The organism is Amycolatopsis sp. NPDC057786 (genome assembly GCF_042797905.1).
In the GTDB taxonomy this organism is placed as follows: Bacteria; Actinomycetota; Actinomycetes; order Mycobacteriales; family Pseudonocardiaceae; genus Amycolatopsis.
The window spans coordinates 1-25,855 of sequence record NZ_JBHVKW010000087.1; the positions used below are offsets into that span (position 1 = coordinate 1).

Below are 25,855 nucleotides of genomic sequence, written 5' to 3' on the forward strand. Positions count from 1 at the left end.
CGTTTAGTCCTCTGGATGCGGTAGTTGGCAGGGCGAACTACCGCATCCAGAGGACTAAACGCGTGAGGTCAGAGCGGGGTGAGAGGGAGGCGCAGGGCGGCCGGGGCGTGTGGGGGCACGACGGGCTTGAGCGGGGCGACGGGGGACAGGCGCCGGTACGGGGAGCCGAGTGGAGGCCGCGGGTCGGGCTCGCCCTTGTTGGGCCACAACGACATCGCGCGTTCCGCCTGCGCGGTGATGGTCAGCGACGGGTTCACCCCGAGATTCGCCGAGATCGCCGAACCGTCCGCGATATGCAGCCCTGGATAGCCGTGCACGCGCTGGTACGGGTCGACGACGCCGGTCTCGGCGCTGTCACCGATCGCGCAGCCGCCGATGAAATGCCCGGTGATCGGGATGTTCGCCATGTCGGTCCAGGCGCCCTGCGGCAGCCCGCCGATCTTGTCCGCCACCCGCCGCGTGACCTCGTGCCCGGCCGGGATCCACTCCGGGTTCGGCTCGCCGATGCCCTGCTTCGTGGTCATCCGGCGGCCGAAGAGCCCGCGTTTCGTATACGTGGTCACGGAATTGTTCAGCGTCTGCATCACCAGCAGCCCGACCATCCGCTCCGACCACCGTCGCGGGTTGTGCAGCCGCACCAGCCGCCGCCGGTTCCGCCACAGTTCCCGCGCGCCCAGCACCCAGCGGCGTTCGCCCGGCTCGCCGTCGACGAGCACCGTCGTCAGCAGGCCCATGAAGTTGCTGCCCTTGCCGTAGCGCACCGGTTCGACGTGCGTGACGGCGTCGGGATGGATCGACGACGTTATCGCGACACCGCGGGTGAAATCCGTGTCCTTCCGCAAGGAACGCGCGGCGAGCACGGCCTCGGAGTTCGTCCTGGCGAGCAAGCCGAGACGTGGTGACAGCTTCGGCAGCGTTCCCGAGTCCTTCAAGGAATGCAGAAGCCGTTGCGTGCCCAGGGAAGCGGCGGCGAAGACGACTTCGGAGGCGGTGAAGGTCCGCTCGCGCTTGCGTACCCACCGTCCTGTTCGGACGGTGTCGACCGCGTAGCCGCCGTCGATCGGCCGGACCGACACGGCGGTGGTCAGCGGATGGACCTCCGTGCCCGCCTTTTCCGCGAGGTACAGGTAGTTCTTGACGGTCGTGTTCTTCGCGCCGACCCGGCAGCCGGTCATGCATTCGCCGCAGTGCGTGCACGGCTTGCGCAGCGGGCCCTCCCCGCCGAAGAACGGGTCGACGTCACGCTTGCCGAAGTGGACGCCGACCGGTGTGGGCCGGTAGGTGTCCGCGATGCCCATGTCCTCTGCGACCTCGCGCAGCACGCGGTCGGCCGGGGTGACCAGCGGGTTCTCCACCACGCCCAGCATCCGTTTCGCCTGGTCGTAATGCGGGGCGAGTTCGGCCTTCCAGTCGGTGATGTGCGCCCACTGCGGGTCTTCGTAGAAGGAGTCCGGGGGTTCGTAGAGCGTGTTCGCGTAGACGAGCGAGCCGCCGCCGACACCCGCGCCGCTCAGTACGAAGGTGTTCTTGAGCAGCGTGAGCCGCTGGATGCCGTAGCAGCCCAGTTTCGGTGCCCACAGGTACTTCCGCAGCCGCCACGACGTCTTCGCGAACTCGTCGTCGGCGAACCGGCGGCCGGTCTCCAGCACACCGACGCGGTACCCCTTCTCGGTGAGCCGCAACGCGGTCACGCTGCCGCCGAAACCAGAGCCGATCACCAGCACGTCGTAGTTCATCGCGAACCCGCCGTCCGGTAGTCGCCGAGGTCGAGTTTCCTCGTCCGCCGGTCGTACTCGGTCACCAGGCCCGGCCAGTTCGTGCTCACCCGGCCGTTCTCCTGGCGGTACCAGCTGGCGCAGGATGTCCAGACACTGCGCCCGAGGCGTCGCTGGATCTCCTCGTCGTAGGCCTGCTCGACCTCCGGTACGACGTCCATATAGGACACTTCGGGTTTGGCGACGTGTTCGACGGCTTGGCGAATGTAGCGGGCCTGCCGTTCGATCATGTAGATGATGGAGCCCGCGCCGAGGTTCGTGTTGGGCCCGTAGACGCAGAACAGGTTCGGGAAACCCGGCACGGTCATGCCGAGGTACGCCCGCGCGCCACCCTTCCACGCGTCGGACAGCGACTTCCCGCCGAGGCCCTCGACCTTCAGCTCGCCGAGGAAGTCGGTCGCCGCGAAACCCGTCCCGTAGACGATGACGTCGGCCTCGTGCTCGACGCCGTCCTCGGTGAGCACCCCGGACGGCGTGATCGCGCTGATCCTCCGCGTCTCCACGGCGACGTTGTGCTGTGCCAGCGCGGGCAGGTACTCGTTGGTGAACAGGATCCGCTTGCAGCCAAGGGGATAGTCCGGGGTGAGTTTCTCGCGCAGCGACCGGTCCTTGATGTGACGGCGGCGCAGCTGGGCCGTCCGCAGTTCGAAGACCTTGGCCAGCAACGGATGTTTGGTCATCGCGTACGTCGCGTACTCGGCGAGGAGGAAGATCCTCAGCCTGCCGAGCAGCTGGGTGGCGGGCAGCTGCCGGAACAGCCGCTGCTGCCAGCGCCGGTAGTGGGTGTCCCGTTTGGCCATGATGTAGGGCGCGGTGCGCTGGAAGACCGTCAGCTCGCCCGCCTGGCGCTGGAGTTCGGGCACGAACTGGATCGCGCTCGCGCCGGTGCCGATCACCGCGACCCTCTTACCGCGCAGGTCGACGTCGTGGTCCCAGCGCGCGGAGTGGAAACTGACGCCCTCGAAGGTTTCCTGGCCGGGGATGTCCGGCTGGACCGGCCGCGAAAGCTGGCCGACGGCGGGGACGAAGACGTTCGCCTCGTAGATCTCCCCGCCCGCGGTCTCCACTCGCCAGAGCCCGCGCTCCTCGTCGAAGGCCGCGGTGGTGACGCGGCTGCCGAACCGGATGTGCGGTTCGAGCCCGTAGCGGCGCACCACGCGTTTGAGGTATTCGTGGATGTCCGGTTGCAGCGAGAACCGCTTCGGCCAGTCGGGATTGGGCTCGTAGGAGAACGAGTACAGCGGCGACGGGATGTCGCAGCCGGCGCCGGGGTACGTGTTCTCCCGCCAGACGCCGCCGGGTTCGCCGGCACTCTCCAGGATGGTGAAGTCGTCGAATCCGGCGCGTTTGAGCTCGATCGCCGTCCCGACCCCGCCGAAGCCCGTCCCCACGATCAGCACGCTCGTATCGCCCATGCCGATCGAAGTTACCCAGCGGTCACCCCGCTAGGAAGTACACGAGCGGCCATTCAATCGAGATTTCCGGCCACGATCTCCACCGAATGGCTTTCGGCCGTCGGGTGGGCCCACCTCAGCAGGCGGTGCGCGGAGCCCTCCAGCGTGTCCAGATCGCGCTTCGGGACGCGCTCGAACGGCGTGATCACCACCGACGCGGCCTTCTTCACCGTCTTGATCTCCCAGAAGCCCTTCACGAACCCGCCGACCAGAATGGTGCCCTTGACCAGGCCGTTCTGCGTGATGACGACCTTGCGGTGCTCGTCGCTGATCACGCGTGTGCGGTCGGCGTAGGACAGGACGGTCTGGTCGAACGGCCCCAGCAGCCGGGCGGGCGCAGGGGTGTCCGGGTCCGGCCGCGGCGCGTCTTCGAGGTCGAAGAGTTCGCGACCGTTCTCGTCACGGAACGTCCGCAGCTCCGGCCGCAGCCGCTCGGCGACGTCGCCGAGTTTCGTGATCCCGGCCCACGCCTGCGCGTCCTGCACACTGGCGGGCCCGAACGCGGCCAGATAGCGGCGGAACATCGCTTCCGGGGACGGCGTCGCGTCCGGCTCGGCGCCCAGCCAGTCCCCGGTGGTCTGATACGTCGGCTGGCCGGACTTGCCCCAGACGCCGCGCGGCGGGATCTGCACCAGCGGCAACAACGCCCGCGCGACGTGCACCAGCGACGACGGCGCCACGCCCTCCCACTGCTTCGCCAGTTCCGCGCCGAGGCCTGCCGACGAAAGCGGCCGCTCGCCGAGCAGTTTGCGGGCGGTGCGAGCGATCTCCTGGTGGTCGAGGCCCTTGATGTCCGGGCCGTGCTGGGTGTTGCCGAGCACCGAGCGGTCGTAGAGCGGTTGGACGATGGGGCGCCACGCCAGCGCGTCCGCCGGTTTCACCAGGTGCACCGTGCCGCGCATGAGCGCGATCCGCACGACACTCTTGTCCAGCAGGAGATTCGCCAGTTCTTCCTGGCGGAACCCGTGCAGCCGGGTCCACAGCGCGAAGTACGGCGGGTTCGGGGCCTGTGCCTGCAACCCGGCCAGATGCTCGACCGCTTCGAGCGCGGTCATCTTCGAACGCCGGAGCAGCAGCTGCCGGTCCAGCATGGCGCGGTTCAGCGCGCGCCTGCTCAACGTGTCGGACATGCCGCTCACCCTAATCGGGATCAAGGACAGTTACGGTCCTCAATGCGCCGAGCGTTGCCGGGATCCATAATCCCGGCCATGGAACTACCGCCGCCGGTGATCCGGGACTGGGACTACCCGCGCGGCACGGCGAGCATCGTGCTCATGGCCCGCTTCGCCGCCGAGAACGGCGTCGCGGGGCTGGAGTCCTACGAGCACGCGCCAGTGGACGGCCAGGTCGACGCCCGGCAGGAGCTCGCGGTGGTCCGGGCCCTGGTCCGCGGGCTCGGTGGCGGGGACGACGTCGCGCTGCGGCTGAGCAGGCGGTACCGGGTCAGCGCGTTCGGCATCTTCGGCTTCGCGTGCATCAGCAGCCCGACGCTGGGGGACGCGATGCGCTTCGCCCTGCGTTACCTCGACCTGAGTTTCACCTTCTGCATCCCGCACGTGACCGTCGAGTCCGGACGGCTCGCGCTGGCCATGGACGACAGCCGCGTACCGGGCGACGTCGCCCGGTTCCTGCTGCTGCGCGACCTCGGCGCCATCCACACCGTCATGCGCGACATCCTGCCGGACATCTCCCTGCGCTCCGTGGCCTTCCGGCACGAGCGTCCCTCCACAGTGGACGAGTACGTGCGGACGTTCGGCTTGGCGCCGTCGTTCTCCGCTCCGTCGCATCTCGCCACCCTGGATCCGCTCTTCCTCGACAGACCCTTGCCGCAGGCCAACGATCAGACGGTCGCCGTCTGCGCCGCGCAATGCGATCTGCTGGTGTCCCGGAAACGGGAACGCTCCGGGATCGCGCAGCAGGTCCGGGAACGGCTGGTGCGGCTCGGCGGCGTCGACGCCGGGATGGACGAGGTCGCGCGACAGCTCGCGCTCAGCCCGCGCACGCTGCGACGGCGGCTGTTCGAGGCCGGGACCGGCTACCGCACGCTGCTCGACGAGGTCCGCCAGGCCTTGGCGGAGGAAATGCTCGACACCGGCGCGCTCAGCGTGGAGGACGTCGCGCTGCGGCTGGGCTACGCCGAGGCGTCGAGTTTCATCTACGCGTTCAAACGCTGGAAGGGGATGACGCCGGCGGCTTATGCCCGGCGGAACGCGTTGCGAGCACGGCCGGGTAGGTGACCCGCAGCAGGTGCAGGATCGAATCGGTGAGGAAGACCCGCAGCTCTTCGCGGCCGAGCGTGCCGCGGATCAGCCATTCGCGTGACGCCGCGCGCAGCATCCCGCCGTACGAACGGATCATCGCGCGGAGTTCTTCTCGACCCTCGGTGACGTCGCTCATCAGCGCGGCCGCGAGCACGCGATCGGCGGCGATCTCGTCGGCCTCCAGCATGATCCGCTCGATCTCCGGGTCGCGGCCCACCGCCTCGGGGCCGATCGCCGTCAGCCACGCCTGCTCGTTGCGCTCGACGACTTCGATCCAGTGCTGGACGCTGATCGCGAGCCGCTCTTCGGCGCTCGTGTCGGGCAGGTTCTCGATCACCGGCGCCGGGACGATCATCATCTGCCGGACGACTTCCAGGTACAGCTCCCGTTTGCCGCCGAAGTAGTGGTTGATCAGCGGTCTGGCGACGCCGGCGGCCTTCGCGATGTCCGAGGTCGAAACCGAGGCGTATGTACCCGCGCCGAACAGCCGCCGGGCCGCGGTCAGGATCTCGGCGCGCCGGGCGGCCGGCTCGAGGCGGCGCCGCCGGATCTCCGGATCGGTGCTCATGGGCCGAGCGTAACCCGTTTCGGCTGACCGCCTGCCGTTACTCATTCGGAACAACCCGCCGGTAACCCCCAGGGCCTTCGAGGCGACGTTCGGGGCGGGGGGACCGGGCGTCATGGGTAGGGACGAATGGCCAGTGCCGAACGCGAGCCGGTTCGCCGTACCGGACGGTGGGTCAGTGTGCGGCTGCAGCATCGTGACGTCCGCGTCCAGGACGAATGCGTCTCCTACGCGGGGATCGTGATCACCAGTTTCGAGAACGGTGCCGAGGTCGGCGAACGCTGGATCCCGCTCGGGGTCGATCCGTCGGAGGCCGACGACGAACAGCTCATCCAGCAGTTGCGCCACGCGCTGATCTGGCAGGCGCGGCGGCCGCCCAAGGCCGCGGGGGAGTAGCGGGATCGGGAACCTCGGAATCCAAGCTGCTGTGAAGGACGCTTTCACTGCATCACATGCGGTGAAAGTCCCCTTCAGCCTCCTTAGGTCCGGAGGCCGTCGAAGGCGATCTTGCAGACCGCGTCCGCCAGTTCCGTCCCCGCCGAACCCCGTCGCGGCCGGTACCACTCGATCAGCGAGTTCACCATGCCGTACAGGAGCCGCGCGGTGACCGCGGGATCGATGTCGGGCCGCACGTCGCCCTCGGTTTCGGCCTGTTTCACCAGTTCCGTGACGAGCCGGTCGAACTCGCGCCGCCGCGCCAGGGCCGCGCGCTCGATCTTGGTGTTGCCGCGCACCCGCAGCAGCAGCGTCACGAACGGCAGCTGGTCGACCAGCACGAGGACACTGCCCCGCACCAGATGCTCCAGCTTCTCGATCGCCTTGCCCTCGAAGGATTCCGTCTCGGCGGCGACGGCGAACAGGCCGTTCAGCGCGCGGTCGACGGCGAGCCGCAGCAGCTCCTCCTTGCTCGGCACATGGTGGTAGATCGCGGATTTCGTGATGCCGAGCTTGCGGGAGAGGTCCTCCATGCTGGTGCCGTCGTAGCCGCGTTCGTTGAACAGTTTGACCGCGACCAGAAGCAGCGACTCGAGGTCGTAGCCGGGACGTCCCCGGCGGGCGGGGGTGCTCAACCGCGGTCCCGTTCGTCGAGGACGCGCCGCATCTTGCCCAGCGACCGTTCGAGGGTGTCCGGGTCGACGACCTCGACGCCGACGCTCACGCCGACCCCGTCCTTGACGCCGGCGATCAGCCGGGCGGCGGCCTCGGCGCGCTGCTCGGCGCTCGCGTCCGGACGCGCTTCGACGCGCACCGTCAGATGGTCCATCCGGCCCTTCGTCGACCGGATCAGCTGGAAATGCGGAGCGAGCGCGGGGGTCACCAGCACGACTTCCTCGATCTGCGTGGGGAAGACGTTGACGCCACGCAGGATGATCATGTCATCGCTGCGCCCGGTCACCTTCTCCATCCGCCGGTACGCCGGCCGCGCGGTGCCCGGCAGCAGCCGGGTCAGGTCCCGCGTGCGGTACCGGATGATCGGCAGCGCCTGTTTGGTGAGCGAGGTGAACAGCAGCTCACCCTCGGCGTCGGTGGGCTTCTCGGTGAACGGGTCGATCACCTCGGGGAAGAAGTGGTCCTCCCAGATGTGCAGCCCGTCCTTGGTCTCGACGCATTCCTGCGCGACGCCGGGGCCCATCACCTCGGACAGGCCGTAGATGTCGACGGCGTCGATGCCGACGCGGTCCTCGATCTCCGCGCGCATCTGCTCGGTCCACGGTTCCGCGCCGAAGATGCCGACCTTCAGCGAACTCGTCTGCGGGTCGATGCCCTGCCGCTCGAACTCGTCGAGCAGCGTCAGCATGTACGACGGCGTGACCATGATGATCTCGGGTTTGAAGTCGGTGATGATCTGCACTTGGCGCGCGGTCATGCCGCCGGACGCCGGGATCACCGTGCAGCCGAGCTTTTCGGCACCGTAATGCGCGCCGAGACCGCCGGTGAACAGGCCGTATCCGTAGGCCACGTGGACCTTGTCGCCCGGCCGTCCGCCCGCGGCGCGGATCGAGCGCGCCATCACCGTCGCCCAGGTGTCGATGTCTTCGGACGTGTAGCCGACGACGGTCGGTTTCCCGGTGGTCCCGCTGGACGCGTGGATGCGGCTGACCTGCGCTTCCGGCACCGCGAACATGCCGAACGGGTAGTTGTCGCGCAGGTCCTGTTTCGTGGTGAACGGGAACTTCGCCAGGTCTTCCAGCGCCTTGCAGTCGTCCGGGTGAACGCCCGCCTCGTCGAACTTCCGGGTGTAGAACGGCACGTTGTCGTAGGCGTGCCGCAGCGTCCACCGGAGGCGCTTAAGCTGCAGCGCCTGGAGTTCGTCGATGGTCAGGTTCTCGGCGTCGTCGCTGAAGGCGGTCATCGTGATGCTTTCTGGATGGTGCGGCTGCGGCCGCGGAATTCGGCGACGACCTCCGGCCCGTCGGGGGTCTCCCGGTGCACGGTGACGTCGTAGATGCCGTTGCGGCCGTAGCGGGTCCGCTCGGTGGCGGTGGCGATGAGGTGGTCGCCGAGTTTGCCTGCCGCGACGAAGGAGATCTCCGCGCCGGACGCGACCGTCACCGGCCCATGGCTGTTGCAGGCGCAGGCGAACGTCGTGTCGGCCAGCAGGAAGACGTAGCCGCCGTGGGCGATGTCGTGGCCGTTGACCATCGCTTCGGTGATCCGCATGGTGGCGACGGCGCGCCCTTCGGCGGCCTCGACCAACTCGATGCCCAGCGCCTTCGACGCCTGGTCGTCGGCGAACATCGTGTGCGCGGCGTTAGTCAAGCCAGACCCCCTGGTTACTGACCGAATGGACGGTTGTTAAAGGGTGCCGCAAGTAAAGGCGCGCGTTCGGGCAGATGTCAAGGGTCCACCGCCGTCGGGGGGTTTGCAAGACCCCCGACGCGAGCTACAGTGAATTACTGAACGGACGGTCTGTTAATCCACCATGTGAAGGGTCGACCCATGGCATTGCTGCGCAGCTACGTCTCCGGCGGATGGCACACGGCGGAAAACGACGGCGTACCGCTGCACGACGCCTCGACCGGCGAAGAGGTCGCCCGGGTCTCGTCCGAGGGCATCGACTTCGCCGCCGCGCTGGACTATGGGCGCCGCGTCGGCGGCCCCGCGCTGCGCGAGCTGACCTTCCACCAGCGCGCCGCGCTGCTGAAGGCGCTGGCCTCCCACCTGCGCGAACACCGCGAGGAGCTGTACGAGCTCTCGGCGCGCACCGGCGCCACCAAGACCGACTCGATGGTCGACATCGACGGCGGCATCGGCGTGCTGTTCGCCTACTCCAGCAAGGGCAAGCGCGAACTGCCGAACGACACCGTCTACGTCGACGGCAACGTCGAGCAGCTGAGCAAGGGCGGCACCTTCGTCGCCCAGCACATCGCCGTCCCGCTGCGCGGGGTCGCCGTCCAGATCAACGCGTTCAACTTCCCCGTCTGGGGCCCGCTGGAGAAGTTCGCGCCCGCGTTCCTCGCCGGGGTGCCGAGCCTGATCAAGCCCGCCAGCCAGACCGCGTACCTCACCGCGCGGCTGGTCGAGATCATCATCGAGTCCGGCATCCTGCCCGAGGGCACGCTCCAGTTCGTCGCGGGCAGCGTCGGCGACCTGCTCGACCACGTCACCGCGCAGGACCTCGTGTCGTTCACCGGCTCCGCGTCGACGGCGCAGAAGCTGCGCGCGCACCCGGCGATCGTGCGCAACTCCGTCCGGTTCAACGCCGAGGCCGACTCGCTGAACTGCTCGATCCTCGGTCCGGACGCCGAACCCGGCACCACCGAGTTCGACCTCTTCGTCAAGCAGCTCACGACCGAGATGACGGTCAAGGCGGGCCAGAAGTGCACCGCCATCCGCCGCGCCTTCGTGCCCGCCGGCCTGCTGGACGCCGTCGCCGAGGCCGCGAGCGCGCGTCTGGCGAAGACCACCGTCGGCAACCCCACCGCAGAAGGTGTGCGGATGGGCGCCCTGGCCAGCCTGGAGCAGCGTGAGGAGGTCCGGCGGTCGCTCAAGGCGCTGCTGGACGTCGGCACGGTCGTCTTCGGCGACCCCGAGCAGGTCGACGTCGTCGGCGCGGACGCCGAACGCGGCGCGTTCCTCTCGCCGGTGCTGCTGAAGGCCGACCCGGAGCGGTCCGAGCCGCACGAGGTCGAGGCGTTCGGCCCGGTGTCGACGCTGCTGCCCTACACCTCGACCGAGCAGGTCATCGAGCTCGCCGCACGCGGCGGCGGCAGCCTGGTCGGCTCGATCGTCACCGCCGACGCCGAGTTCGCCCGCGAGGTCGTCCTCGGTGTCGCGCCGTACCACGGCCGTCTGCTGGTGCTGGACGCCGAAGACGCCAAGGAGTCGACGGGCCACGGTTCGCCGATGCCGCAGCTGGTGCACGGTGGCCCCGGCCGCGCCGGCGGCGGCGAGGAGATGGGCGGCGTCCGCGGCGTGCTGCACCACATGCAGCGCACGGCCGTCCAGGGTTCGCCCGCCGTTTTGAGCACGGTCACCGGCCGCTGGGTCACCGGCGCCCCTCGCACCGAAGGCGACGTCCACCCGTTCCGGAAGTCCTTGGCGGAACTGAAGATCGGTGACTCCGTGGTCGCCGGTCCCCGCACCGTCACCCAAGAAGACGTCGACCACTTCGCCGAGTTCACCGGCGACACCTTCTACGCCCACACCGATCCCGAGGCCGCGGCGGCGAACCCGCTGTTCGGCGGGATCGTGGCGCACGGGTACCTCGTGGTCTCGTTCGCGGCCGGCCTGTTCGTCTCGCCGGAGCCCGGCCCGGTGCTGGCGAACTACGGCCTGGAGAACCTGCGGTTCCTCACCCCGGTCAAGGTCGGCGACTCGCTGACCGTGACCTTGACCGCCAAGCAGATCACCCCGCGTATCGACCAGGAGTACGGCGAAGTCCGCTGGGACGCCGACGTGACCAACGCCGACGGCGACTCGGTCGCCAAGTACGACGTCCTGACCCTCGTCGCCAAGGAGCAGTCATGACGGCAACTCTGCCTGAGGAAGACCTCGAACGGCATTTCGAGGCCACCATCGAGCGCGACCAGCGCATCGAGCCGCGTGACTGGGTGCCCGAGGGCTACCGCAAGACGATGATCCGGCAGATCGCGCAGCACGCGCATTCGGAGATCATCGGCATGCAGCCGGAGGGTAACTGGATCACCCGTGCGCCTTCGTTGCGCCGCAAGGCGATCCTGCTCGCCAAGGTGCAGGACGAGGCCGGGCACGGGCTGTACCTGTATTCGGCGGCGGCCACGCTCGGCGCCGACCGCGCGGATCTGACCGACAAGCTGATCAACGGCAAGCAGAAGTACTCGTCGATCTTCAACTACCCCACGCTGACCTTCGCCGACGTCGGCGTGATCGGCTGGCTGGTCGACGGCGCGGCCATCTGCAACCAGGTTCCCTTGTGCCGCAGCTCGTACGGGCCGTACGCGCGCGCCATGATCCGCATCTGCAAGGAGGAGTCCTTCCATCAGCGGCAGGGTTTCGAGCTGCTGATGACGATGATGCGCGGCACCGAAAAGCAGCGCGAAATGGTGCAGGAGGCGGTGAACCGCTGGTGGTGGCCGTCGCTGATGATGTTCGGCCCGCCGGACGCGGATTCGCCGAACACCGCGCAGTCGATGGCGTGGAAGGTCAAGCGGCACACCAACGACGAACTGCGCCAGCGTTTTGTCGACATGTCCATTCCGCAGGCCGAGGCGCTGGGCGTCACCTTCCCGGACCCGGATCTGAAGTGGAACCCCGAGCGCGGGCACTACGACTTCGGCGCCGTCGACTGGGACGAGTTCAAGAACGTGTTGAAGGGTAACGGCCCCTGCAACGCCCAGCGCGTCGCGCACCGGCGGCGGGCCCAGGAAGACGGCGCGTGGGTGCGGGAAGCCGCCGCCGCGCACGCAGCGAAGAAGGGTTCGTGATGAAGCACGACTGGCCGTTGTACGAGGTGTTCGTCCGGGGCAAGCGCGGCCTGAACCACGTGCACGTGGGTTCGCTGCACGCCGCCGACGACGACATGGCGCTGCACCACGCGCGGGATCTATACACCCGCCGCAACGAGGGCGTGTCGATCTGGGTCGTGCGCGCGTCGGACATCACGGCGTCCTCGCCGGACGAGAAGGACCCGTTCTTCGCGCCCAGCGGCGACAAGGTGTACCGGCACCCGACGTTCTACGACATCCCCGACAACGTTCCGCACATCTGACATGAGCTTCGACAACGCCTACGAGGCGATCACCGAGGAGAACGACTCCCGCTGGGCCTTCGGCACCGGGTTCGAGGATCCGCTGTCCGGTGTGGACACGACGGTTCCGTCCGGTGTGGACGGTGACCGGCTCGCGGCCTATTGCCTGATGCTCGGCGACGACGCGCTGATCTTCTCGCACCGGCTGCAGGAGTGGTGCACGAACGCGCCCGAGCTCGAGGACGAGGTCGCGATCGCGAACATCGCGCTCGACCTGCTCGGGCAGGCGCGGCTGCTGCTCGCCCGCGCGGGCAAGGCCGACGGCAGCGACCGCACGGAGGATTCGTACGCCTTCTTCCGGAGCGAGCAGGAATACCGCAACGTCCGGCTCGCCGAGTTGGACGGCGGGCATTTCGGGCATCTCATCGCGCGGCTGCTGGTGTTCTCGATCTGGCGGCTGGCGCTTTTGCGGCAACTGCAGTCCTCTGTGGACCCGGTGCTCGCGGCCATCGCGGACAAGGGGGTCAAGGAAGTCGCCTATCACCGGGATTACGCCGCCCAGTGGGCTGTGCGGCTCGGCGACGGCACCGAGCTGTCCCACTCGCGGATGCAGGAGGGCCTGGACGCGGTCTGGCCGTACGTCGACGAGCTGTTCGTGGCGCACGAGGCCGAGTTCGTCGAGTCGCCGTCGCTGCGGCCGGAGTTCGACGCGATCCTCGACCAGGTGCTGGCCGTCGCGAAGCTGACGCGCCCCGAAATCGGTGCCATCGCGGGGGTTTCCGGCCGGATGGGCCGCGGCGGCGTGCACACCGAGCGGATGGGCTTCCTGCTGGCGACCTTGCAGAGTGTCGCGCGAGAACACCCGGACGCGACATGGTGACCGCGTACGCCGTGGCGGCCACGGTCACCGATCCGGAACTGCCCATGCTCACCCTTGCCGACCTCGGCGTGCTGCGTGATGTGTCCGAAGAGGACGGTCGAGTGGTCGTCGCGATCACCCCGACCTACACCGGCTGCCCGGCGATGGACACCATGCGCGACGACCTCGTGCACGCGCTGACCGGCGCGGGGTACGGCGAGGTCGAGGTCCGCACGGTGCTCCAGCCCGCCTGGTCCACCGACTGGATCACCGAGGACGGCAAACGGAAACTGGCCGAAGCGGGTATCGCGCCGCCGGGCGCCGCGCCGCGGCGGACCGGGCCGATCCCGCTCACGCTGAGCCCGCCGGTGTCGTCCGTGCGCTGCCCGCGCTGCGGCTCCGACGACACCGAAGAGCAGTCCCGGTTCAGCGCGACGGCGTGCAAGGCCTTGCGCCGCTGCCGGTTCTGCCTCGAACCGTTCGAACACGTCAAGGAGATCTAGCGTGACCGCCACCCTGCGCCGCACGGGCTTCCACACCCTCAAGGTGTCCGACGTCCAGCGCCTGTGCGACGACGCCGTCGCGGTGACCTTCGACGTTCCCGAAGCTCTCGCGGACACCTTTCGCTTCAAGCCTGGCCAGTCGCTGACCCTGCGCCGTGAGATCGACGGCCGTGACGAGCGCCGTTCGTACTCGATCTGCGCGCCCGCCGGCGCGGCCCCGCGGGTCGGCGTCCGGGAGGTGCCGGGCGGGCTGTTCTCGTCGTGGCTCGTGCGCGACGTGAAGCCCGGCGACGAGGTCGAGGTCGCGCCGCCGACCGGCAGCTTTTCCCCGGACCTGAGCGTTCCTGGGCATCACGTGCTGATCGCGGCCGGATCCGGGATCACGCCGGTGCTGTCGATCGCGTCTTCGCTGCTCAGCGATTCCGATGCCACGGTGACCGTGCTCTACGGCAACCGCCGGACGGACACCGTCATGTTCGCCGACGACCTCGCGGATCTCAAGGACCGCTACCCCGCGCGGCTCGAACTCGTCCACGTGCTCTCCCGTGAACCGCGCGAGGCCGAGCTGTTCACCGGGCGGCTCGACGTGGAGAAGCTGCGGCGCCTGTGCACCGTGCTGATCCCGGTCGAGGACGTCGCGCACTGGTGGCTGTGCGGGCCGTTCGAGATGGTGACCGGCGCGCAGGAACTGCTGCGCTCGCTGGACGTCGCCGACGACCGCGTCCACCAGGAACTGTTCTATGTGGACACTCCGCCGGAGCCGGTGCATCACATCGATCCGGCCGTCGTGGGTGCGTCCAGCGAGGTCACGCTGGTCCTCGACGGCCGGTCGACGACGATGACGCTGCCGCGCAGCTCCTCCCTGCTCGACGGCGCGCAGAAGTACCGCCCGGATCTGCCGTTCGCCTGCAAGGGCGGGGTGTGCGGCACTTGCCGGGCGAAGATCTGCGACGGCAAGGTGGACATGCGGCGCAACTTCGCCCTGGAGAAGGCCGAAGTCGACGCCGGTTTCGTGCTCACCTGTCAGTCGGTGCCGATCTCCGACGCCGTCACCGTGGACTTCGACGCCTGACCACTCCCGCGTTTCGTCCTCTGAATGCGGTACTTGCGTGTGCAACTACCGCGTTCAGAGGACTAATTGCCTTGTGATGCCGATGTCCTTGAGGAACGGCCGGTCGTGGCTGGCGACGATCAGCGTGCCCCGGTAGGCCAGCAACGCCTCGGTGAGGCGCCGCACGCTCGCCAGGTCGAGGTTGTTGGTCGGCTCGTCGAGCAGCAGCAACCGAGGTGTGGGCTCGGTCAGCAAGAGGGTTGCCAGCGTGGCGCGGAACCGTTCCCCACCGGACAGCGACGCCACCTCGCGGTCGGCCGCCTTGCCCCGGAACAGGAACCGCGCCAGCCTCGCGCGGATCTCGTTGTCCGTGAGCGACGGCGCGGCCAGCCGCACGTTGTCCACAATGGACAGCGACTCGTCGAGAACGTCGAGCCGCTGGGGGAGCAGTCTGGCGGGCACGAACAGCCCCACGTCGCCCGACTCCGGCGGGATTTCGCCGGTGATCGTGCGGAGCAGGGTGGTCTTGCCCGAACCGTTCGGGCCGACGAGCGCGATCCGCTCGGGGCCCATGACGTGCAGGTTCACCGGCGGGCCGAAGCGGGGCACGGCGTCGATCCGGAGCACGTCCGTTCCCCGCGCCACCGTCGTTTCCGGCAGCTCGACCCGGATCTCCGCATCCTCCCGCACTAGTTCCTCGGCGGCCTTCATCGCCTCGACGGCGTCCTCGAGCCGGTCGGTGTGCAGATTCCGGTACTTGCCCGCCGCGATCTGCGCGTCCTCCTGGCGTTTGCGCATCCGCACCTTGGGCTCGCGCTTCCGGTCCCACATCTGCTGGCCGTAGCGGGCGCGACGGGCGAGTTTGGTCCCGGCCTCGATCAGCTCCCGTTTCTGCCGTCTGACATCGGACTCCGCCGCGCGCAGGTGCCGCCGCGCCGCCTCCTGCGCGACCTCGACGGCGTGTTCGTAGTCGGCGAGGTTCCCGCCGTACAGGGTGACCTCGCGGTCGCGGACCTCGGCGATCCGGTCGACCAGGGAGAGCAGTTCGCGATCGTGCGAGACGACCACGAGGATCCCGCCCCAGCTCGCCACCTCGCGGTGCACGAGTTCGCGTGCTCGCAGGTCGAGGTTGTTCGTGGGCTCGTCGAGCAGCAGCGCGGCGGGACGGCGCAGCAGCAGGGCTGCCAGCCCGAGCAGCGTGAGTTCGCCACCGGACAGTTCGCCCGCCCGCTGGTCCAGCCGGATGGCGCCCAGGCCGAGCCGGTCGAGGATCGCGTGGATGCGTTCCTCGACGTCCCAGTTGTCGCCGATGGTGGCGAAGTGCGCTTCGGCGGCGGAACCGCTCTCGACAGCCCGGATCGCCGCGCGGATCGCGGTGACCCCGAGCACGTCGTCGACGCGGCGGCCGGTATCCAGGACGAGGTTCTGCGGCAGGTAGCCGAGCTCACCCGGTGCGGTGATGGAGCCCGTCGTGGCCCGGAGGTCGCCGGCGAGCAGCCGGAGCAGCGTGGACTTGCCGGATCCGTTGGTGCCGACCAGGCCGGTGCGACCGGCCCCGATCGTGAGCGAGAGGTGCTCGAACACCGGGGTGCCGTCGGGCCAGGTGAAGGTGACGTCGGAAAGCGTCAAGGAAGAAGACATGAGACTCCCTGCGAAGGAGGTGGATGAGGGCGCAGGTTCGTCTCAGAAGATCACCGCTACAGGCTAGCCCGTGCGTGGCCGCGTGGCGATCGAATTTTCCGAGCGGTTGCCGTTTCGCGGCAACGGAGCGGTCATGAATGGTGGGTTGGCCCGGCGCGACTTCACCGGCGCCACCGAACGGGAGCGGCTGGGTCCGGTGGGTGTCTGGCTGGCGGTCGACATGTTCACGCCGTCACCGGACGGGAACGGTGGGCGATACGACGGCTCGAAGAGCTGCACTTAGTGCGGAAGCAGGCAGTCCAGTGGCTCACCTGAACGTCGCCTTCGCGGCAACCGGGTCAGAACGGTGGTTTCTCGGTGCGGGGTGTGTGCAGAGGCGGAGGCGTGCTGTCGTAGGTCTGGCCGGTCGGGGTGGTGATCGTCAGGGTTCCGTCCGGTGCCAGCCGGTAGATCCACCCGGGTTCGTCCTTGAGCCGATGGTCGCGGCGGCAGAAGTCGATGAGGTCGCCGGCGTCAGTGTTCCCCTGGAACTGCCACGGGATGGAGTGGTCGAGATCGCAGGCCTGAGCGGGCCGGTGGCATCCCGGTCTTCGGCATTCGCGGTCGCGGACCCGGACGAACTCGTCAAGACCGGCCGTCGGGCGATACCGGTCCCGGCCGAGATCCGCGACCTGGCCTGACAGCGGGTCAGTGATGATCCGCCGCAGCACCGTGTTGGGTCCGCTCGCGATATGCCGCGCCAGCGACGCCGGGATGTGGCCGTGCCCGGCCATTTCCGCCGGGTCGTCGTTGAGGCCGAGGTAGGTGAACAGGTCCATATAAAGGAATACTTCGGCCCGTTCACTTTTCCCGCCGCTGCCGCCCAATAGGAGGTCGAGGGCGACGTCGGCGCGAAGCTGGTCCAGAGTGCGGGTCTCGTCGCCGGTCTTGAGCGCGCGGGCCTCCCGGTTGATCCGGTTGTAGGCGGCGGTGACCTTCTCCACCGGGCCATCCTCGATCTCCAGCGAGGCCACGCCCGCCTCACCCTGACTCACCACGAGCCGTCGGCCTTCGCGGGCCTGCTCGCAGCGCTTGTCCGCGCCCTCCCGATCGACGGTCGCCGCCGCGTGGTTCGCCGCTTTGCGGATCTGCTCGGCATTCTTACCGGGCAATCGGTCTTCCAGCAAGGCGTCGGCGGCGAGCGCGTGCTCGTCGGACAGCCATGCCGTGGCCGTCACGACTTTCATCGCGCCGAACCCGTCCACTTGGCCCTTGTCCATCAAGCCAAGGGTGCGGGGCAGCCTGGTGGTCAACGCGTCGGCAGCGGCGACCAGCCCGGCTGCGTACCTGTCGCCCACCGACAGGGCGAACGCGACCTCCTGAGTGACGCTACGCGCGCCTTCGCGATGCCGGTTCAGCTGGGACAGGGCGCGGTAACGGATCGCTTCCAGCCGGGCGATCCCCGCTGACGCGGCTTTCGCGAGGGCGACGGATTCGTTGTCGTCCAACGAATCCGCGGCGGTATTGATGGCTTTCAGGTTGTCGGGGCTGGTGATTTGTTCGAGTATCGCCACAGCGGTGGCTCGGTAGGTGTCCACCCGGCGAACCTACGACTCCCCACCGACAGTTCTGGATCATGCGACTGCCGTCACCGTCGTCGATTTTCGGTAATGCCTGTGGTGGCAAGGGAAATCTGGGAGGTGCGCGTTCGCCCGGTAGTGGTAAGCAACGCGCAGACGGGATTTCTTGAGTGCTGTCCTTGAATTCAGGGCTTCTCGTATCGTCGGGTGACAGTCGCGGTTGTGTCGACCGTTATCGCGCTGTATGGGAGGTCCCGCGGATCCCGCGGGCAGTCGTTGCCGTGTTGTGGCGATGGCACCGGTGTGTCGATTTCGATCGCGCGAGTTCGGAAGGCTCCCGGTTCCTGCGGGCTATTGTTGTCGATTTTCGGCGATGGTGCGGGTGTGTTGGTCTCGGTCGCGTGACGTCGGGTGGTTCCAGGATGCCGCGGGCAGTCGTTGTCGTGTTGTGGCGATGGCGCCGGTGTGTCGACTCCGATCACGGGACACCGGACCGTCCCCGGATCCCACGCCCAACCGTTGCCGAATTCCGGCAACGGAGGTCCTCGACTCAGCCCCCACCGTCCGTCACCTCGGCGACCCGCGATCGGCCGGGGCATACTGGCGGACGTGACCGAACGCCCTCATGTCCTGCTGTCCGCCGCGGTCTCCCTCGACGGCTACCTCGACGACGCGAGCGACACCCGGCTGGTGCTGTCCAACGAGGAGGACTGGGCCAGGGTGGACGGTCTGCGCGCGGCGTCGGACGCGATCCTCGTCGGCGCGAACACGGTCCGCGCGGACAACCCGCGCCTGTTGATCCGTTCGCCGGAGCTCGTCGCGAAAAGGGTCGCGGAGGGACGTCCGGAACAACCGGTCAAGGTCACCCTCACGCGGAGCGGATCACTCGATCCGGCGGCACAGTTCTTCACCGTCGGTGAAGCCGACAAGCTGGTCTACGCGCCTCCCGGCGTCGTCACGGGAGTGAAGGCGACCGTCGTCGAAACGTCCGGCCTGAGCGAAATGCTGGCGGATCTCTTCGCGCGCGGGGTGCGGCGGCTGATGGTCGAAGGCGGCGGCGCGATCCACACCCAGTTCCTCACCGAAGGTCTGGTCGACGAACTCCACCTGGCGATAGCGCCGTTCTTCGTCGGCGACCCACGCGCCCCGCGTTTCGTCGGCCCTGGTGCCTTCCCGCGTGGGCTGACCCTGGTCGAAAGCACGAGGCTGGGTGACATCGCCGTCCTGGAGTACCACGCGACACCAGAACCGTCCGAAGTGGACATCCGGCGGTTGCGGGAGGCCATCGCGCTGGCCGAGAACTGCCCGCCGCGCACGTTCCGCGTCGGTGCCGTCATCACGGCCGCCGACGGCGAAGTGATCTCCACCGGTTACTCGGGGGACGGCGATCCCGCCAACCACGCGGAAGAAGCCGCCCTCGCCAAACTCGAACCGGGAGATCCGAGGCTGGCGGAGGCGACGATGTACACGTCGCTGGAGCCGTGCAGCTCGCGGACGTCGCATCCGCGAAGCTGCACCCAGCTCATACTCGACGCTGGCATCCCTCGCGTCGTTTTCGCCTGGCGCGAGCCGTCGGTGTTCGTCGACTGCGTCGGCGCCGAAACGCTGGAAGCGGCCGGACGCCGGGTGATCGAGGTACCCGCCCTCGCCGCCGACGTCCGCCGCGCGAACACCCATATCCCGGGTGTCCACCTCTGAACTTCTACTTGCAGGCGTCGCAGCAGCCGCAGCCCAGACCGGTGCACGCCGAGCAGCAACCGTGGCGAAGCACGACCTTCAACAGACGCTTGATCATCGCTGTCCTCCCGATCATTGACGTCCCACCGCCCTTGTCACGCTAAGTTCTGCGCATATGACAGTGGTACCGCCGGGAGTGCCACGGGGCCGCTCCAGCGGGTGATGTCAGGATTCGAGGTCGCCCTCCAGCGAGAGGTAGACCTCACGCAGCTGAGCCAAAAGATCAGCGTCCGGCTCCGCCCAGAGTCCCCGGTCGGCCGCCTCGTTCAGCCGTTCGATGATGCCGCGCAATGCCCACGGATTGGCCTGCCGCAGGAACTCCTGGTTTACCTCGTCGAGCACGTAGGACTCGGTCAGCTTCTCGTACATCCAGTCGCCGACCACCCCGGCGGTGGCGTCGAAACCGAAGAGGTAGTCGACGGTCGCCGCCAGCTCGAAAGCTCCCTTGTAGCCATGCTTGCGCATCGCCGCCAGCCAGCGCGGGTTGACCACGCGGGCGCGGAAGACGCGGGCGGTCTCCTCGCCGAGGGTGCGCGTGCGGACGGCGTCCGGGGTGGTGCTGTCGCCGACGTAGGACGCGGGCGCGGTGCCGGTGAGCGCGCGGACCGTCGCGATCATCCCGCCGTGGTACTGGAAGTAGTCGTCGGAGTCGGCGATGTCGTGCTCACGGGTGTCGGTGTTCTTGGCCGCCACCACGATCCGCTTGTACGAGTTCTCCATGTCCTCGCGCGCGGGCTTTCCGTCGAGGTCGCGGCCGTAGGCGAAGCCGCCCCAGACCGCGTAGACCTCGGCGAGATCCTTGTCATCACGCCAGTTTCCGGAATCCATCAGCGGCAGCAGGCCCGCGCCGTACGCGCCGGGCTTGGAGCCGAAGATCCTCGTGGTGGCCCGGCGTTCGTCGCCGTGCGCGGCCAGATCCGCGCGGGCGTGGGCGCGGACGAAGTTCTGCTCCTCCGGCTCGTCGAGGTTCGCCACCAGGCGGACGGCGTCATCCAGCAAGGTGATCACGTGCGGGAAGGCGTCGCGGAAGAACCCGCTGATCCGGACGGTGACGTCGATCCGCGGGCGGCCGAGTTCGGCGAGCGGGATCGCCTCGATGCCGGTGACCCGTCGCGAAGCCTCGTCCCAGATCGGCTGGACACCCAGCAAGGCAAGGACTTCCGCCGCGTCGTCACCCGACGTGCGCATGGCCGACGTACCCCACACCGAGAGGCCGACCGAACGCGGCCAGTCGCCGGTGTCCTCCTTGTAGCGGCGGAGAAGCGAGTCCGCGAGCGCCTGCCCGGTCTCCCAGGCGAGACGGCTCGGGATGGCCTTCGGGTCGACGGTGTAGAAGTTGCGGCCGGTCGGCAGCACGTTGATCAGGCCACGCAGGGGAGAACCGCTGGGGCCTGCCGGGATGTAGCCGCCGTCGAGCGCGTGGAGCACGGCGTCGATCTCGGCGCCTGTGCCCGCCAGCCGCGGCACGATCTCGGTGGCGGCGAAGGTCAGTACGCGGGCGACCTCCTGGTGTTCCGGCACCTCGGCGACGACTTCGGCGACCGCGGCGGGGGACCAGTCGCGGGCTTCCATCGCCTCGACGAGTGAGCGGGCCGTCTGCTCGATGGCGTCCACTTCGGACAGCGGGGCGTCGCTGTTCTCCTTGAGCCCCAAGGCAGAACGCAAACCGGGGACCGCGCCCTGTTTGCCGCCCCACATCTGCTGGGCGCGCAGCATGGCGAGTACGAGGTTGATCCGCGCCTTGCCTTCCGGTGCTGCGCCGAGGATGTGCAGGCCGTCGCGGATCTGCGCGTCCTTGACCTCGCACAGCCAGCCGTCGATATGCAGCAGGAAGTCGTCGAACTCCGCGTCGTGCGGGCGTTCCTCGACACCGAGGTCGTGGTCCAGTTTGGCGGCCTGGATGAGCGTCCAGATCTGCGCGCGGACCGCGGGCAGCTTGGCCGGGTCCATCGCGGCGATGTTGGCGTGCTCGTCGAGAAGCTGCTCCAGGCGGGCCATGTCGCCGTAGCTCTCGGCGCGGGCCATCGGCGGGATCAGGTGGTCGACGATCGTGGCGTGCGCGCGCCGTTTCGCCTGCGCGCCCTCGCCGGGGTCGTTGATCAGGAACGGGTAGATCAGCGGCAGATTGCCCAGGACGGCGTCCGGCGCGCACGAGTCCGAGAGACCCGCGGTCTTGCCGGGAAGCCATTCCAGCGAGCCGTGTTTGCCGAGGTGGACGACGGCGTGCGCGCCGAATTCCTCCTCCAGCCAGCGGTACGCGGCCAGGTAGTGGTGGCTCGGCGGGAGATCCGGATTGTGGTAGATCGCCACCGGGTTCTCGCCGAAGCCGCGCGGTGGCTGGATCATCAGGATGACGTTGCCCGATCGCAGGGACGCCAGGACGATGTCGCCGTTGTCGACGTAGAGTTCGCCGGGCGCGGGGCCCCAGTGCTCCTCCATGCCCTCGCGCAGTTCCGCGGGCAGCTCGGCGAACCACTCGCGGTACTTGTCGGCCGGGACGCGGATCGGGTTGCCGGACAGCTGTTCCTCGGTGAGCCACTCCGGATCCTGGCCGCCCGCGGCGATGAGCGCGTGGATCAGCGCGTCCCCGTCGGGCTGGTCGGTGCCGGTGGGCTCGACTCCGGGGAACGGATCTTCGCCGAGGTCGTAGCCCCGGTCGCGCATGCGGCGCAGCAGTTCGATCGCGGACGCGGGCGTGTCGAGACCGACGGCGTTGCCGACGCGGGAGTGCTTCGTCGGGTACGCGGACAGCATCAGCGCGATCCGGCGTTCCGGCGGGGGAGTGTGGCGCAACCGCGCGTGGGCCAGCGCGATTTTCGCGACGCGGGACGCGCGTTCGGCGTCCGGCACGTACTTGGGGAGGCCGTCGTCGTCGATCTCCTTGAACGAGAACGGGACGGTGATGAGGCGGCCGTCGAACTCGGGGACGGCCATCTGGTTGCCCGCGTCGAGCGGCGAGAGGCCGTCGTCGTTCGCGGACCAGGTCTCGCGGTCGCTGGTCAGGCACAGCGCCTGGAGGATCGGGATGTCGAGCGCGGCCATCTCGGCGACGTCCCACGCCTCGTCGTCGCCGCCCGCGCCGACCTCGGACGGCCGGGTACCGCCGGCGGCCAGCACGGTGACCAGGAGCGCGTCGGCCTTGGCCAGCTCGGCCATCATCTCCGGCTCGCGGGTGCGCAGGGACGCGCAGTGGATCGGGAGCGCGCGGCCCCCGGCGTCCTCGACGGCGTCGGAGAGGGCGTGGACGAACTCGGTGTTGCCGGACAGGTGATGCGCCCGGTAGTAGAGGATCGCGATGACCGGACCCTCGGTGGTCTTGGGCTCGCGCTCCAGGACACCCCAGAGCGGCTGCACCGCAGGCGGCTCGAAGCCGTCACCCGTCAGAAGGAGCGTGTCGCTCAGGAAGCGGTGCAGCTGGGTGAGGTTTTCGGGCCCGCCCTGCGCGAGGTACGCGTGCGCCTCCGCCGCCGTGCCCGCCGGGACCGTGGACAGCTTCATCAGCTGCGCGTCCGGCGTCTGCTCACCACCGAGGACCACCACGTGCGCGCCGCTCGCGCGGACCGTGTCGAGCCCCTCCTGCCAGCTGCGTTCGGAGCCGAGGATCCGGACGACGACGATCGGAGCGCCTTCGAGCAGGGCCGGTAGCTCCGCCAGATCGAGCCGGGCGGGGTTCGCCAGCCGGTAGTCGGCTTCGCTGGACCGGGCGCTGAGCAGGTCGGTGTCCGAAGTGGACAGAAGCAGGATCACAGCATTCCTCACTCGGGGTGTCCGCGCCCCGGGTCGTGCGGTCGCGCCGGCCGGAGTTCCTGGCTTCCCCTCCTTGACCGGGAGGGGTGACAGTGGCGGGACCGCCCCGGACTCTCACCGGGTTCCTCCACCTGCCGACGCGTGGGTTCGGACTTCACTCTCCGGTGCGGTCCGGCGGGAGTCAAGGTGATGTGTAGCCGGGGTCGAACGCGTACCCCATGCCGCGGGCGGTGCGGATGTGGCCGGCGCCGATCTTGCGCCGCAGCGTGCGGACGTAGACGTCGACGATGTTGGAGCCGGGGTCGAAGTCGTAACCCCACACGTGGGAGAGGATCTGCTCACGGGTGAGCACCTGGCCCTGGTGGCGGATGAACAGCTCCAAGAGCGCGAACTCGCGTGAGGTCAGCTCCACGCCGGTGCCGTCGACGTCCGCGCGGCGCGTGCGCAGGTCCAGAGACAACGGGCCCGCGTGCAGCACCGTGGTCTCGGCCACGAGTTCGGTGCGGCGCAGCCGGAGCCTGATCCTGGCCAGCAGCTCGTCGAAACGGAACGGTTTCGCCATGTAGTCGTCGGCGCCGCCCTCGAGGCCGGCCAGGGTGGTCTGGGGCGAATCGTGCGCGGTCAGGATGACCACCGGCGTCGTGTTGTGGTGTTCGCGCAGGGTCCGCAGTACGGACAGGCCGTCGCGGGAAGGCAGGCCGAGGTCGAGGACCAGCAGGTCGTAGCCGTCGCCGAGGGCGTACTGGAGGGCCTGTTCACCGTCGGCGACCACGGTGGTGGTGAAACCGTTGGCGATGAGTCCTTTGCGGACGAACGAGGCGATGCGCTCCTCGTCCTCGGCGATCAGGATACGGGCCACGGCGTGCCTCCTTCGACTGCGTGAACAGGGATTTCAATGGTGAACCTGGCGCCGAGGCCCGGTGCCGACTCCAGGCGCACCAGCCCGTGCTGAGCTTCGGCGATGGCGCGCACGATCGCCAGTCCGAGCCCGGCCCCGCTCCGGTGGCCGCCCGACGGCCCCCGGTTGAACCGCTGGAAGATCCGTTCGGCGTCCTCCTGCGGCACCCCGGGGCCGTGATCGGCCACCCAGAACGACACCGTGTCCTCGGTCACGGCCGAGCCGATCAGGATCTCGTCGCCGTCCTCGGTGTGCTGGACGGCGTTCTGGGCCAGCTGCACCACGGCCTGGGTCGTCCGCTGCTCGTCGAGCGCCACCTGGCCCTCACCGAGTGCCTCCAGCCGCCAGCGACGGTCGCCGATGGTGCGGACCTTGGCGTAGAGATCGCTGGTCAGCTCGGTGACGTCGGTGGGCGCGAGGGTGACGAAGTCGGGCTGCTCGGCCTTGGCCAGCAGCAGGAGATCGCCGACGATGCGGTTCATCCGGTCGAGTTCGTCGACACACAGCCGGATCGCCTCGGCCCGCGCGACGGGATCGTCGTCGAGCAGTTCGAGATGGCCGAGCACGATCGTGATCGGGGTCCGCAGTTCGTGGCCGGCGTCGTCGAGAAACCGCCGCTGGGTGGCGAACGCGAGGTCGAGCCGGTCGAGCATGGCGTTGAACTGTTCGGCGAGCGCCGCGACGTCGTCACGGCCGTCCACCGGGATGCGGCGGGTCAGGTCGTGTTCGGTGATCTCGGCGGCGGCGCGGCGGACCAGCCGCACCGGGGCGAGGATCTGCCCGGCGACCAGCCACGCCGCGGCCCCGGCCAGGACCAGCCCGAGCAGGCCGACGAACAGCAGGGTCCGCACGGTGGTGGCGATTTCGGCGCGGTCGCGATCCACGAAGTAGCCGACGACGAAAGAACCCCGGTCACCCTCTCGGGTGCCGGACGCGTCGACGCGGATCCAGCGCATCTCCCCGGCGGGGGTCTCGACGCTGCCGCTGCGTGCCGGGTCGGCGAGGATCGGGTTCAGCAGCCCCGGGCTCTCGCCGAGCCGGAACGGTTCCTCCCGGTCCTGCAGGATCGGCCCGGACGACGGTGTCCAGGCCAGCACCACTTCGTCGTCGTCGACGTACTGGCGCCGCAGATGCGCCGACAGCGCGGACCGCACGTCCGGGAACGGCTGCCCGGTGGCGCGGTCCACGCCTTCTTCCAGTACCTGGCCCAGTTCGGCGGCTTCCTGTTCGAGCGCGGCGTTGACGTCGCTGTCCACCTCGCGCAGCAGCAGGTTGTACGTGACCAGCGTCGTCGCCACCGTCACCACGGCGACGAGCAGCAGCAGCCAGCCCATGATCCGGATCCGCGCGGGGACCGCCCGCATCCTGGGCCGTCGCGGGGATTCAGTCGTCACTGTCGTCGCTCTGCCCGTCGTCGTCCTGGTCGTCGCCGGGCGGGACCACCGGTGGCGGTGGCACGACCACCGGCGTGGAACTGCTGGTCGGCGGTGGGGCCGGTGCCGGGTGATCCCTCAGTTTCACCTCGATCGGCGCCCGCGGCGCGGGCGGCTCCGGCCAGGCCCAGGTGACCGCCGCCGCGCCGAGCGGGAGCGCCACGGCGGCGGCGAGCAGGGCGATACGCGAGCGGGCCATGGCT

General features: G+C 69.0%; 23 protein-coding genes and 1 riboswitch. Of the genes, 10 read left to right on the plus strand and 13 right to left on the minus strand.

The window, feature by feature from the left end:
- Positions 1-68: 68 nt before the first annotated feature.
- Genes ACFVM3_RS32215 through ACFVM3_RS32225 form a run of 3 tightly spaced genes read right to left on the minus strand, consistent with a single transcriptional unit; the run spans position 69 to position 4,359 of the window.
- Positions 69-1,736: a GMC oxidoreductase gene (locus ACFVM3_RS32215; RefSeq protein WP_378443696.1), complete on the minus strand. Its 1,668-nt coding sequence runs from the start codon at positions 1,734-1,736 to the stop codon at positions 69-71.
- Positions 1,733-3,190 carry a flavin-containing monooxygenase gene (locus tag ACFVM3_RS32220; protein ID WP_378443697.1) on the minus strand — a complete coding sequence of 486 codons (1,458 nt, stop codon included), beginning with the start codon at positions 3,188-3,190 and terminating at the stop codon, positions 1,733-1,735. The genes ACFVM3_RS32215 and ACFVM3_RS32220 overlap by 4 nt, the downstream gene beginning before the upstream one ends.
- Positions 3,191-3,243: 53 nt before the next feature.
- Positions 3,244-4,359 (minus strand): winged helix DNA-binding domain-containing protein, encoded by a 1,116-nt coding sequence (locus ACFVM3_RS32225; protein ID WP_378443698.1) that lies wholly within the window; start codon positions 4,357-4,359, stop codon positions 3,244-3,246.
- A 78-nt stretch (positions 4,360-4,437) separates the two neighbouring features.
- Between ACFVM3_RS32225 and ACFVM3_RS32230 the strand changes: the two genes are divergently transcribed.
- Entirely contained in the window at positions 4,438-5,466 is a 1,029-nt protein-coding gene (locus ACFVM3_RS32230; protein WP_378443699.1) for an AraC family transcriptional regulator, read from the plus strand.
- Here ACFVM3_RS32230 and ACFVM3_RS32235 read toward each other — a convergent pair.
- Positions 5,393-6,058: a TetR/AcrR family transcriptional regulator gene (locus ACFVM3_RS32235; protein ID WP_378443700.1), complete on the minus strand. Its 666-nt coding sequence runs from the start codon at positions 6,056-6,058 to the stop codon at positions 5,393-5,395. The genes ACFVM3_RS32230 and ACFVM3_RS32235 overlap by 74 nt on opposite strands.
- 126 nt (positions 6,059-6,184) lie before the next feature.
- On the opposite strand from ACFVM3_RS32235, the gene ACFVM3_RS32240 reads away from it, so the two are divergent.
- Entirely contained in the window at positions 6,185-6,451 is a 267-nt protein-coding gene (locus tag ACFVM3_RS32240) for a hypothetical protein (protein ID WP_378443701.1), read from the plus strand.
- Between the two features lie 83 nt (positions 6,452-6,534).
- Here the strand turns inward: ACFVM3_RS32240 and ACFVM3_RS32245 are convergent, their stop codons facing one another.
- From ACFVM3_RS32245 to paaI, 3 genes are read right to left on the minus strand one after another with little or no spacing between them, the layout of a single operon-like run.
- Positions 6,535-7,125 carry a TetR/AcrR family transcriptional regulator gene (locus ACFVM3_RS32245; RefSeq protein ID WP_378443702.1) on the minus strand — a complete coding sequence of 197 codons (591 nt, stop codon included), beginning with the start codon at positions 7,123-7,125 and terminating at the stop codon, positions 6,535-6,537.
- Positions 7,122-8,408: a phenylacetate--CoA ligase PaaK gene (paaK, locus tag ACFVM3_RS32250; protein WP_378443703.1), complete on the minus strand. Its 1,287-nt coding sequence runs from the start codon at positions 8,406-8,408 to the stop codon at positions 7,122-7,124. The genes ACFVM3_RS32245 and paaK overlap by 4 nt, the downstream gene beginning before the upstream one ends.
- The gene (paaI, locus tag ACFVM3_RS32255) at positions 8,405-8,794 is read right to left on the minus strand and encodes a hydroxyphenylacetyl-CoA thioesterase PaaI (RefSeq protein ID WP_378443724.1); all 390 of its coding nucleotides are present in this window, start codon (positions 8,792-8,794) and stop codon (positions 8,405-8,407) included. Before paaI ends, paaK begins: the two co-directional genes overlap by 4 nt.
- A gap of 201 nt (positions 8,795-8,995) precedes the next feature.
- Between paaI and paaZ the strand changes: the two genes are divergently transcribed.
- Genes paaZ through paaE form a run of 6 tightly spaced genes read left to right on the plus strand, consistent with a single transcriptional unit; the run spans position 8,996 to position 14,658 of the window.
- Positions 8,996-11,026: a phenylacetic acid degradation bifunctional protein PaaZ gene (gene paaZ / locus ACFVM3_RS32260; protein WP_378443704.1), complete on the plus strand. Its 2,031-nt coding sequence runs from the start codon at positions 8,996-8,998 to the stop codon at positions 11,024-11,026.
- Complete coding sequence (gene paaA / locus ACFVM3_RS32265; protein ID WP_378443705.1) at positions 11,023-11,961, plus strand: 1,2-phenylacetyl-CoA epoxidase subunit PaaA; 939 nt, start codon at positions 11,023-11,025, stop codon at positions 11,959-11,961. The genes paaZ and paaA overlap by 4 nt, the downstream gene beginning before the upstream one ends.
- Positions 11,961-12,245, plus strand: a complete 285-nt coding sequence (gene paaB / locus ACFVM3_RS32270; RefSeq protein WP_005168080.1) for a 1,2-phenylacetyl-CoA epoxidase subunit PaaB — start codon at positions 11,961-11,963, stop codon at positions 12,243-12,245. The genes paaA and paaB overlap by 1 nt, the downstream gene beginning before the upstream one ends.
- 1 nt (position 12,246) lies before the next feature.
- On the plus strand, positions 12,247-13,104 hold the full coding sequence (gene paaC / locus ACFVM3_RS32275) for a 1,2-phenylacetyl-CoA epoxidase subunit PaaC (RefSeq protein ID WP_378443706.1): 858 nt from the start codon (positions 12,247-12,249) through the stop codon (positions 13,102-13,104).
- Positions 13,098-13,586, plus strand: coding sequence for a 1,2-phenylacetyl-CoA epoxidase subunit PaaD (paaD, locus tag ACFVM3_RS32280; protein ID WP_378443707.1), 489 nt, complete (start codon positions 13,098-13,100; stop codon positions 13,584-13,586). Before paaC ends, paaD begins: the two co-directional genes overlap by 7 nt.
- A gap of 1 nt (position 13,587) precedes the next feature.
- On the plus strand, positions 13,588-14,658 hold the full coding sequence (paaE, locus tag ACFVM3_RS32285) for a 1,2-phenylacetyl-CoA epoxidase subunit PaaE (RefSeq protein WP_378443708.1): 1,071 nt from the start codon (positions 13,588-13,590) through the stop codon (positions 14,656-14,658).
- Between the two features lie 54 nt (positions 14,659-14,712).
- On the opposite strand, the gene ACFVM3_RS32290 is transcribed toward paaE, so the two are convergent.
- Positions 14,713-16,278 (minus strand): ABC-F family ATP-binding cassette domain-containing protein, encoded by a 1,566-nt coding sequence (locus ACFVM3_RS32290; RefSeq protein WP_378443709.1) that lies wholly within the window; start codon positions 16,276-16,278, stop codon positions 14,713-14,715.
- A gap of 133 nt (positions 16,279-16,411) precedes the next feature.
- Here ACFVM3_RS32290 and ACFVM3_RS32295 point away from each other — a divergent pair, with 133 nt between their 5' ends.
- Positions 16,412-16,561 (plus strand): hypothetical protein, encoded by a 150-nt coding sequence (locus tag ACFVM3_RS32295; RefSeq protein ID WP_378443710.1) that lies wholly within the window; start codon positions 16,412-16,414, stop codon positions 16,559-16,561.
- A gap of 55 nt (positions 16,562-16,616) precedes the next feature.
- Here the strand turns inward: ACFVM3_RS32295 and ACFVM3_RS32300 are convergent, their stop codons facing one another.
- Positions 16,617-17,795, minus strand: coding sequence for a DUF222 domain-containing protein (locus tag ACFVM3_RS32300; RefSeq protein WP_378443725.1), 1,179 nt, complete (start codon positions 17,793-17,795; stop codon positions 16,617-16,619).
- Positions 17,796-18,446: 651 nt separating this feature from the next.
- Between ACFVM3_RS32300 and ACFVM3_RS32305 the strand changes: the two genes are divergently transcribed.
- Positions 18,447-19,535, plus strand: a complete 1,089-nt coding sequence (locus ACFVM3_RS32305) for a dihydrofolate reductase family protein (RefSeq protein WP_378443711.1) — start codon at positions 18,447-18,449, stop codon at positions 19,533-19,535.
- 204 nt (positions 19,536-19,739) lie between these two features.
- On the opposite strand, the gene cobN is transcribed toward ACFVM3_RS32305, so the two are convergent.
- The 4 genes from cobN to ACFVM3_RS32325 all read right to left on the minus strand — a co-directional run bounded on the left by cobN (position 19,740) and on the right by ACFVM3_RS32325 (position 25,851).
- Positions 19,740-23,321, minus strand: a complete 3,582-nt coding sequence (gene cobN / locus ACFVM3_RS32310) for a cobaltochelatase subunit CobN (RefSeq protein ID WP_378443712.1) — start codon at positions 23,319-23,321, stop codon at positions 19,740-19,742.
- A 53-nt stretch (positions 23,322-23,374) separates the two neighbouring features.
- Positions 23,375-23,449: riboswitch (cobalamin riboswitch) on the minus strand.
- 53 nt (positions 23,450-23,502) lie between these two features.
- Positions 23,503-24,180 (minus strand): response regulator transcription factor, encoded by a 678-nt coding sequence (locus ACFVM3_RS32315; RefSeq protein ID WP_125681100.1) that lies wholly within the window; start codon positions 24,178-24,180, stop codon positions 23,503-23,505.
- Positions 24,165-25,613 carry a sensor histidine kinase gene (locus ACFVM3_RS32320; protein ID WP_378443713.1) on the minus strand — a complete coding sequence of 483 codons (1,449 nt, stop codon included), beginning with the start codon at positions 25,611-25,613 and terminating at the stop codon, positions 24,165-24,167. Before ACFVM3_RS32320 ends, ACFVM3_RS32315 begins: the two co-directional genes overlap by 16 nt.
- Positions 25,603-25,851: a hypothetical protein gene (locus ACFVM3_RS32325; protein ID WP_378443714.1), complete on the minus strand. Its 249-nt coding sequence runs from the start codon at positions 25,849-25,851 to the stop codon at positions 25,603-25,605. Before ACFVM3_RS32325 ends, ACFVM3_RS32320 begins: the two co-directional genes overlap by 11 nt.
- Positions 25,852-25,855 lie beyond the last annotated feature (4 nt).

Bases quoted from the DNA above. Each gene is read 5' to 3' on its own strand.
- ACFVM3_RS32215 (WP_378443696.1), bottom strand. From the start codon at position 1,736: ATGAACTACGACGTGCTGGTGATCGGCTCTGGTTTCGGCGGCAGCGTG.
- ACFVM3_RS32220 (WP_378443697.1), bottom strand. From the start codon at position 3,190: ATGGGCGATACGAGCGTGCTGATCGTGGGGACGGGCTTCGGCGGGGTC.
- ACFVM3_RS32225 (WP_378443698.1), bottom strand. From the start codon at position 4,359: ATGTCCGACACGTTGAGCAGGCGCGCGCTGAACCGCGCCATGCTGGAC.
- ACFVM3_RS32230 (WP_378443699.1), top strand. From the start codon at position 4,438: ATGGAACTACCGCCGCCGGTGATCCGGGACTGGGACTACCCGCGCGGC.
- ACFVM3_RS32235 (WP_378443700.1), bottom strand. From the start codon at position 6,058: ATGAGCACCGATCCGGAGATCCGGCGGCGCCGCCTCGAGCCGGCCGCC.
- ACFVM3_RS32240 (WP_378443701.1), top strand. From the start codon at position 6,185: ATGGCCAGTGCCGAACGCGAGCCGGTTCGCCGTACCGGACGGTGGGTC.
- paaK (WP_378443703.1), bottom strand. From the start codon at position 8,408: ATGACCGCCTTCAGCGACGACGCCGAGAACCTGACCATCGACGAACTC.
- paaI (WP_378443724.1), bottom strand. From the start codon at position 8,794: ATGTTCGCCGACGACCAGGCGTCGAAGGCGCTGGGCATCGAGTTGGTC.
- paaZ (WP_378443704.1), top strand. From the start codon at position 8,996: ATGGCATTGCTGCGCAGCTACGTCTCCGGCGGATGGCACACGGCGGAA.
- paaA (WP_378443705.1), top strand. From the start codon at position 11,023: ATGACGGCAACTCTGCCTGAGGAAGACCTCGAACGGCATTTCGAGGCC.
- paaB (WP_005168080.1), top strand. From the start codon at position 11,961: ATGAAGCACGACTGGCCGTTGTACGAGGTGTTCGTCCGGGGCAAGCGC.
- paaC (WP_378443706.1), top strand. From the start codon at position 12,247: ATGAGCTTCGACAACGCCTACGAGGCGATCACCGAGGAGAACGACTCC.
- paaD (WP_378443707.1), top strand. From the start codon at position 13,098: ATGGTGACCGCGTACGCCGTGGCGGCCACGGTCACCGATCCGGAACTG.
- ACFVM3_RS32290 (WP_378443709.1), bottom strand. From the start codon at position 16,278: ATGTCTTCTTCCTTGACGCTTTCCGACGTCACCTTCACCTGGCCCGAC.
- ACFVM3_RS32295 (WP_378443710.1), top strand. From the start codon at position 16,412: ATGAATGGTGGGTTGGCCCGGCGCGACTTCACCGGCGCCACCGAACGG.
- ACFVM3_RS32325 (WP_378443714.1), bottom strand. From the start codon at position 25,851: ATGGCCCGCTCGCGTATCGCCCTGCTCGCCGCCGCCGTGGCGCTCCCG.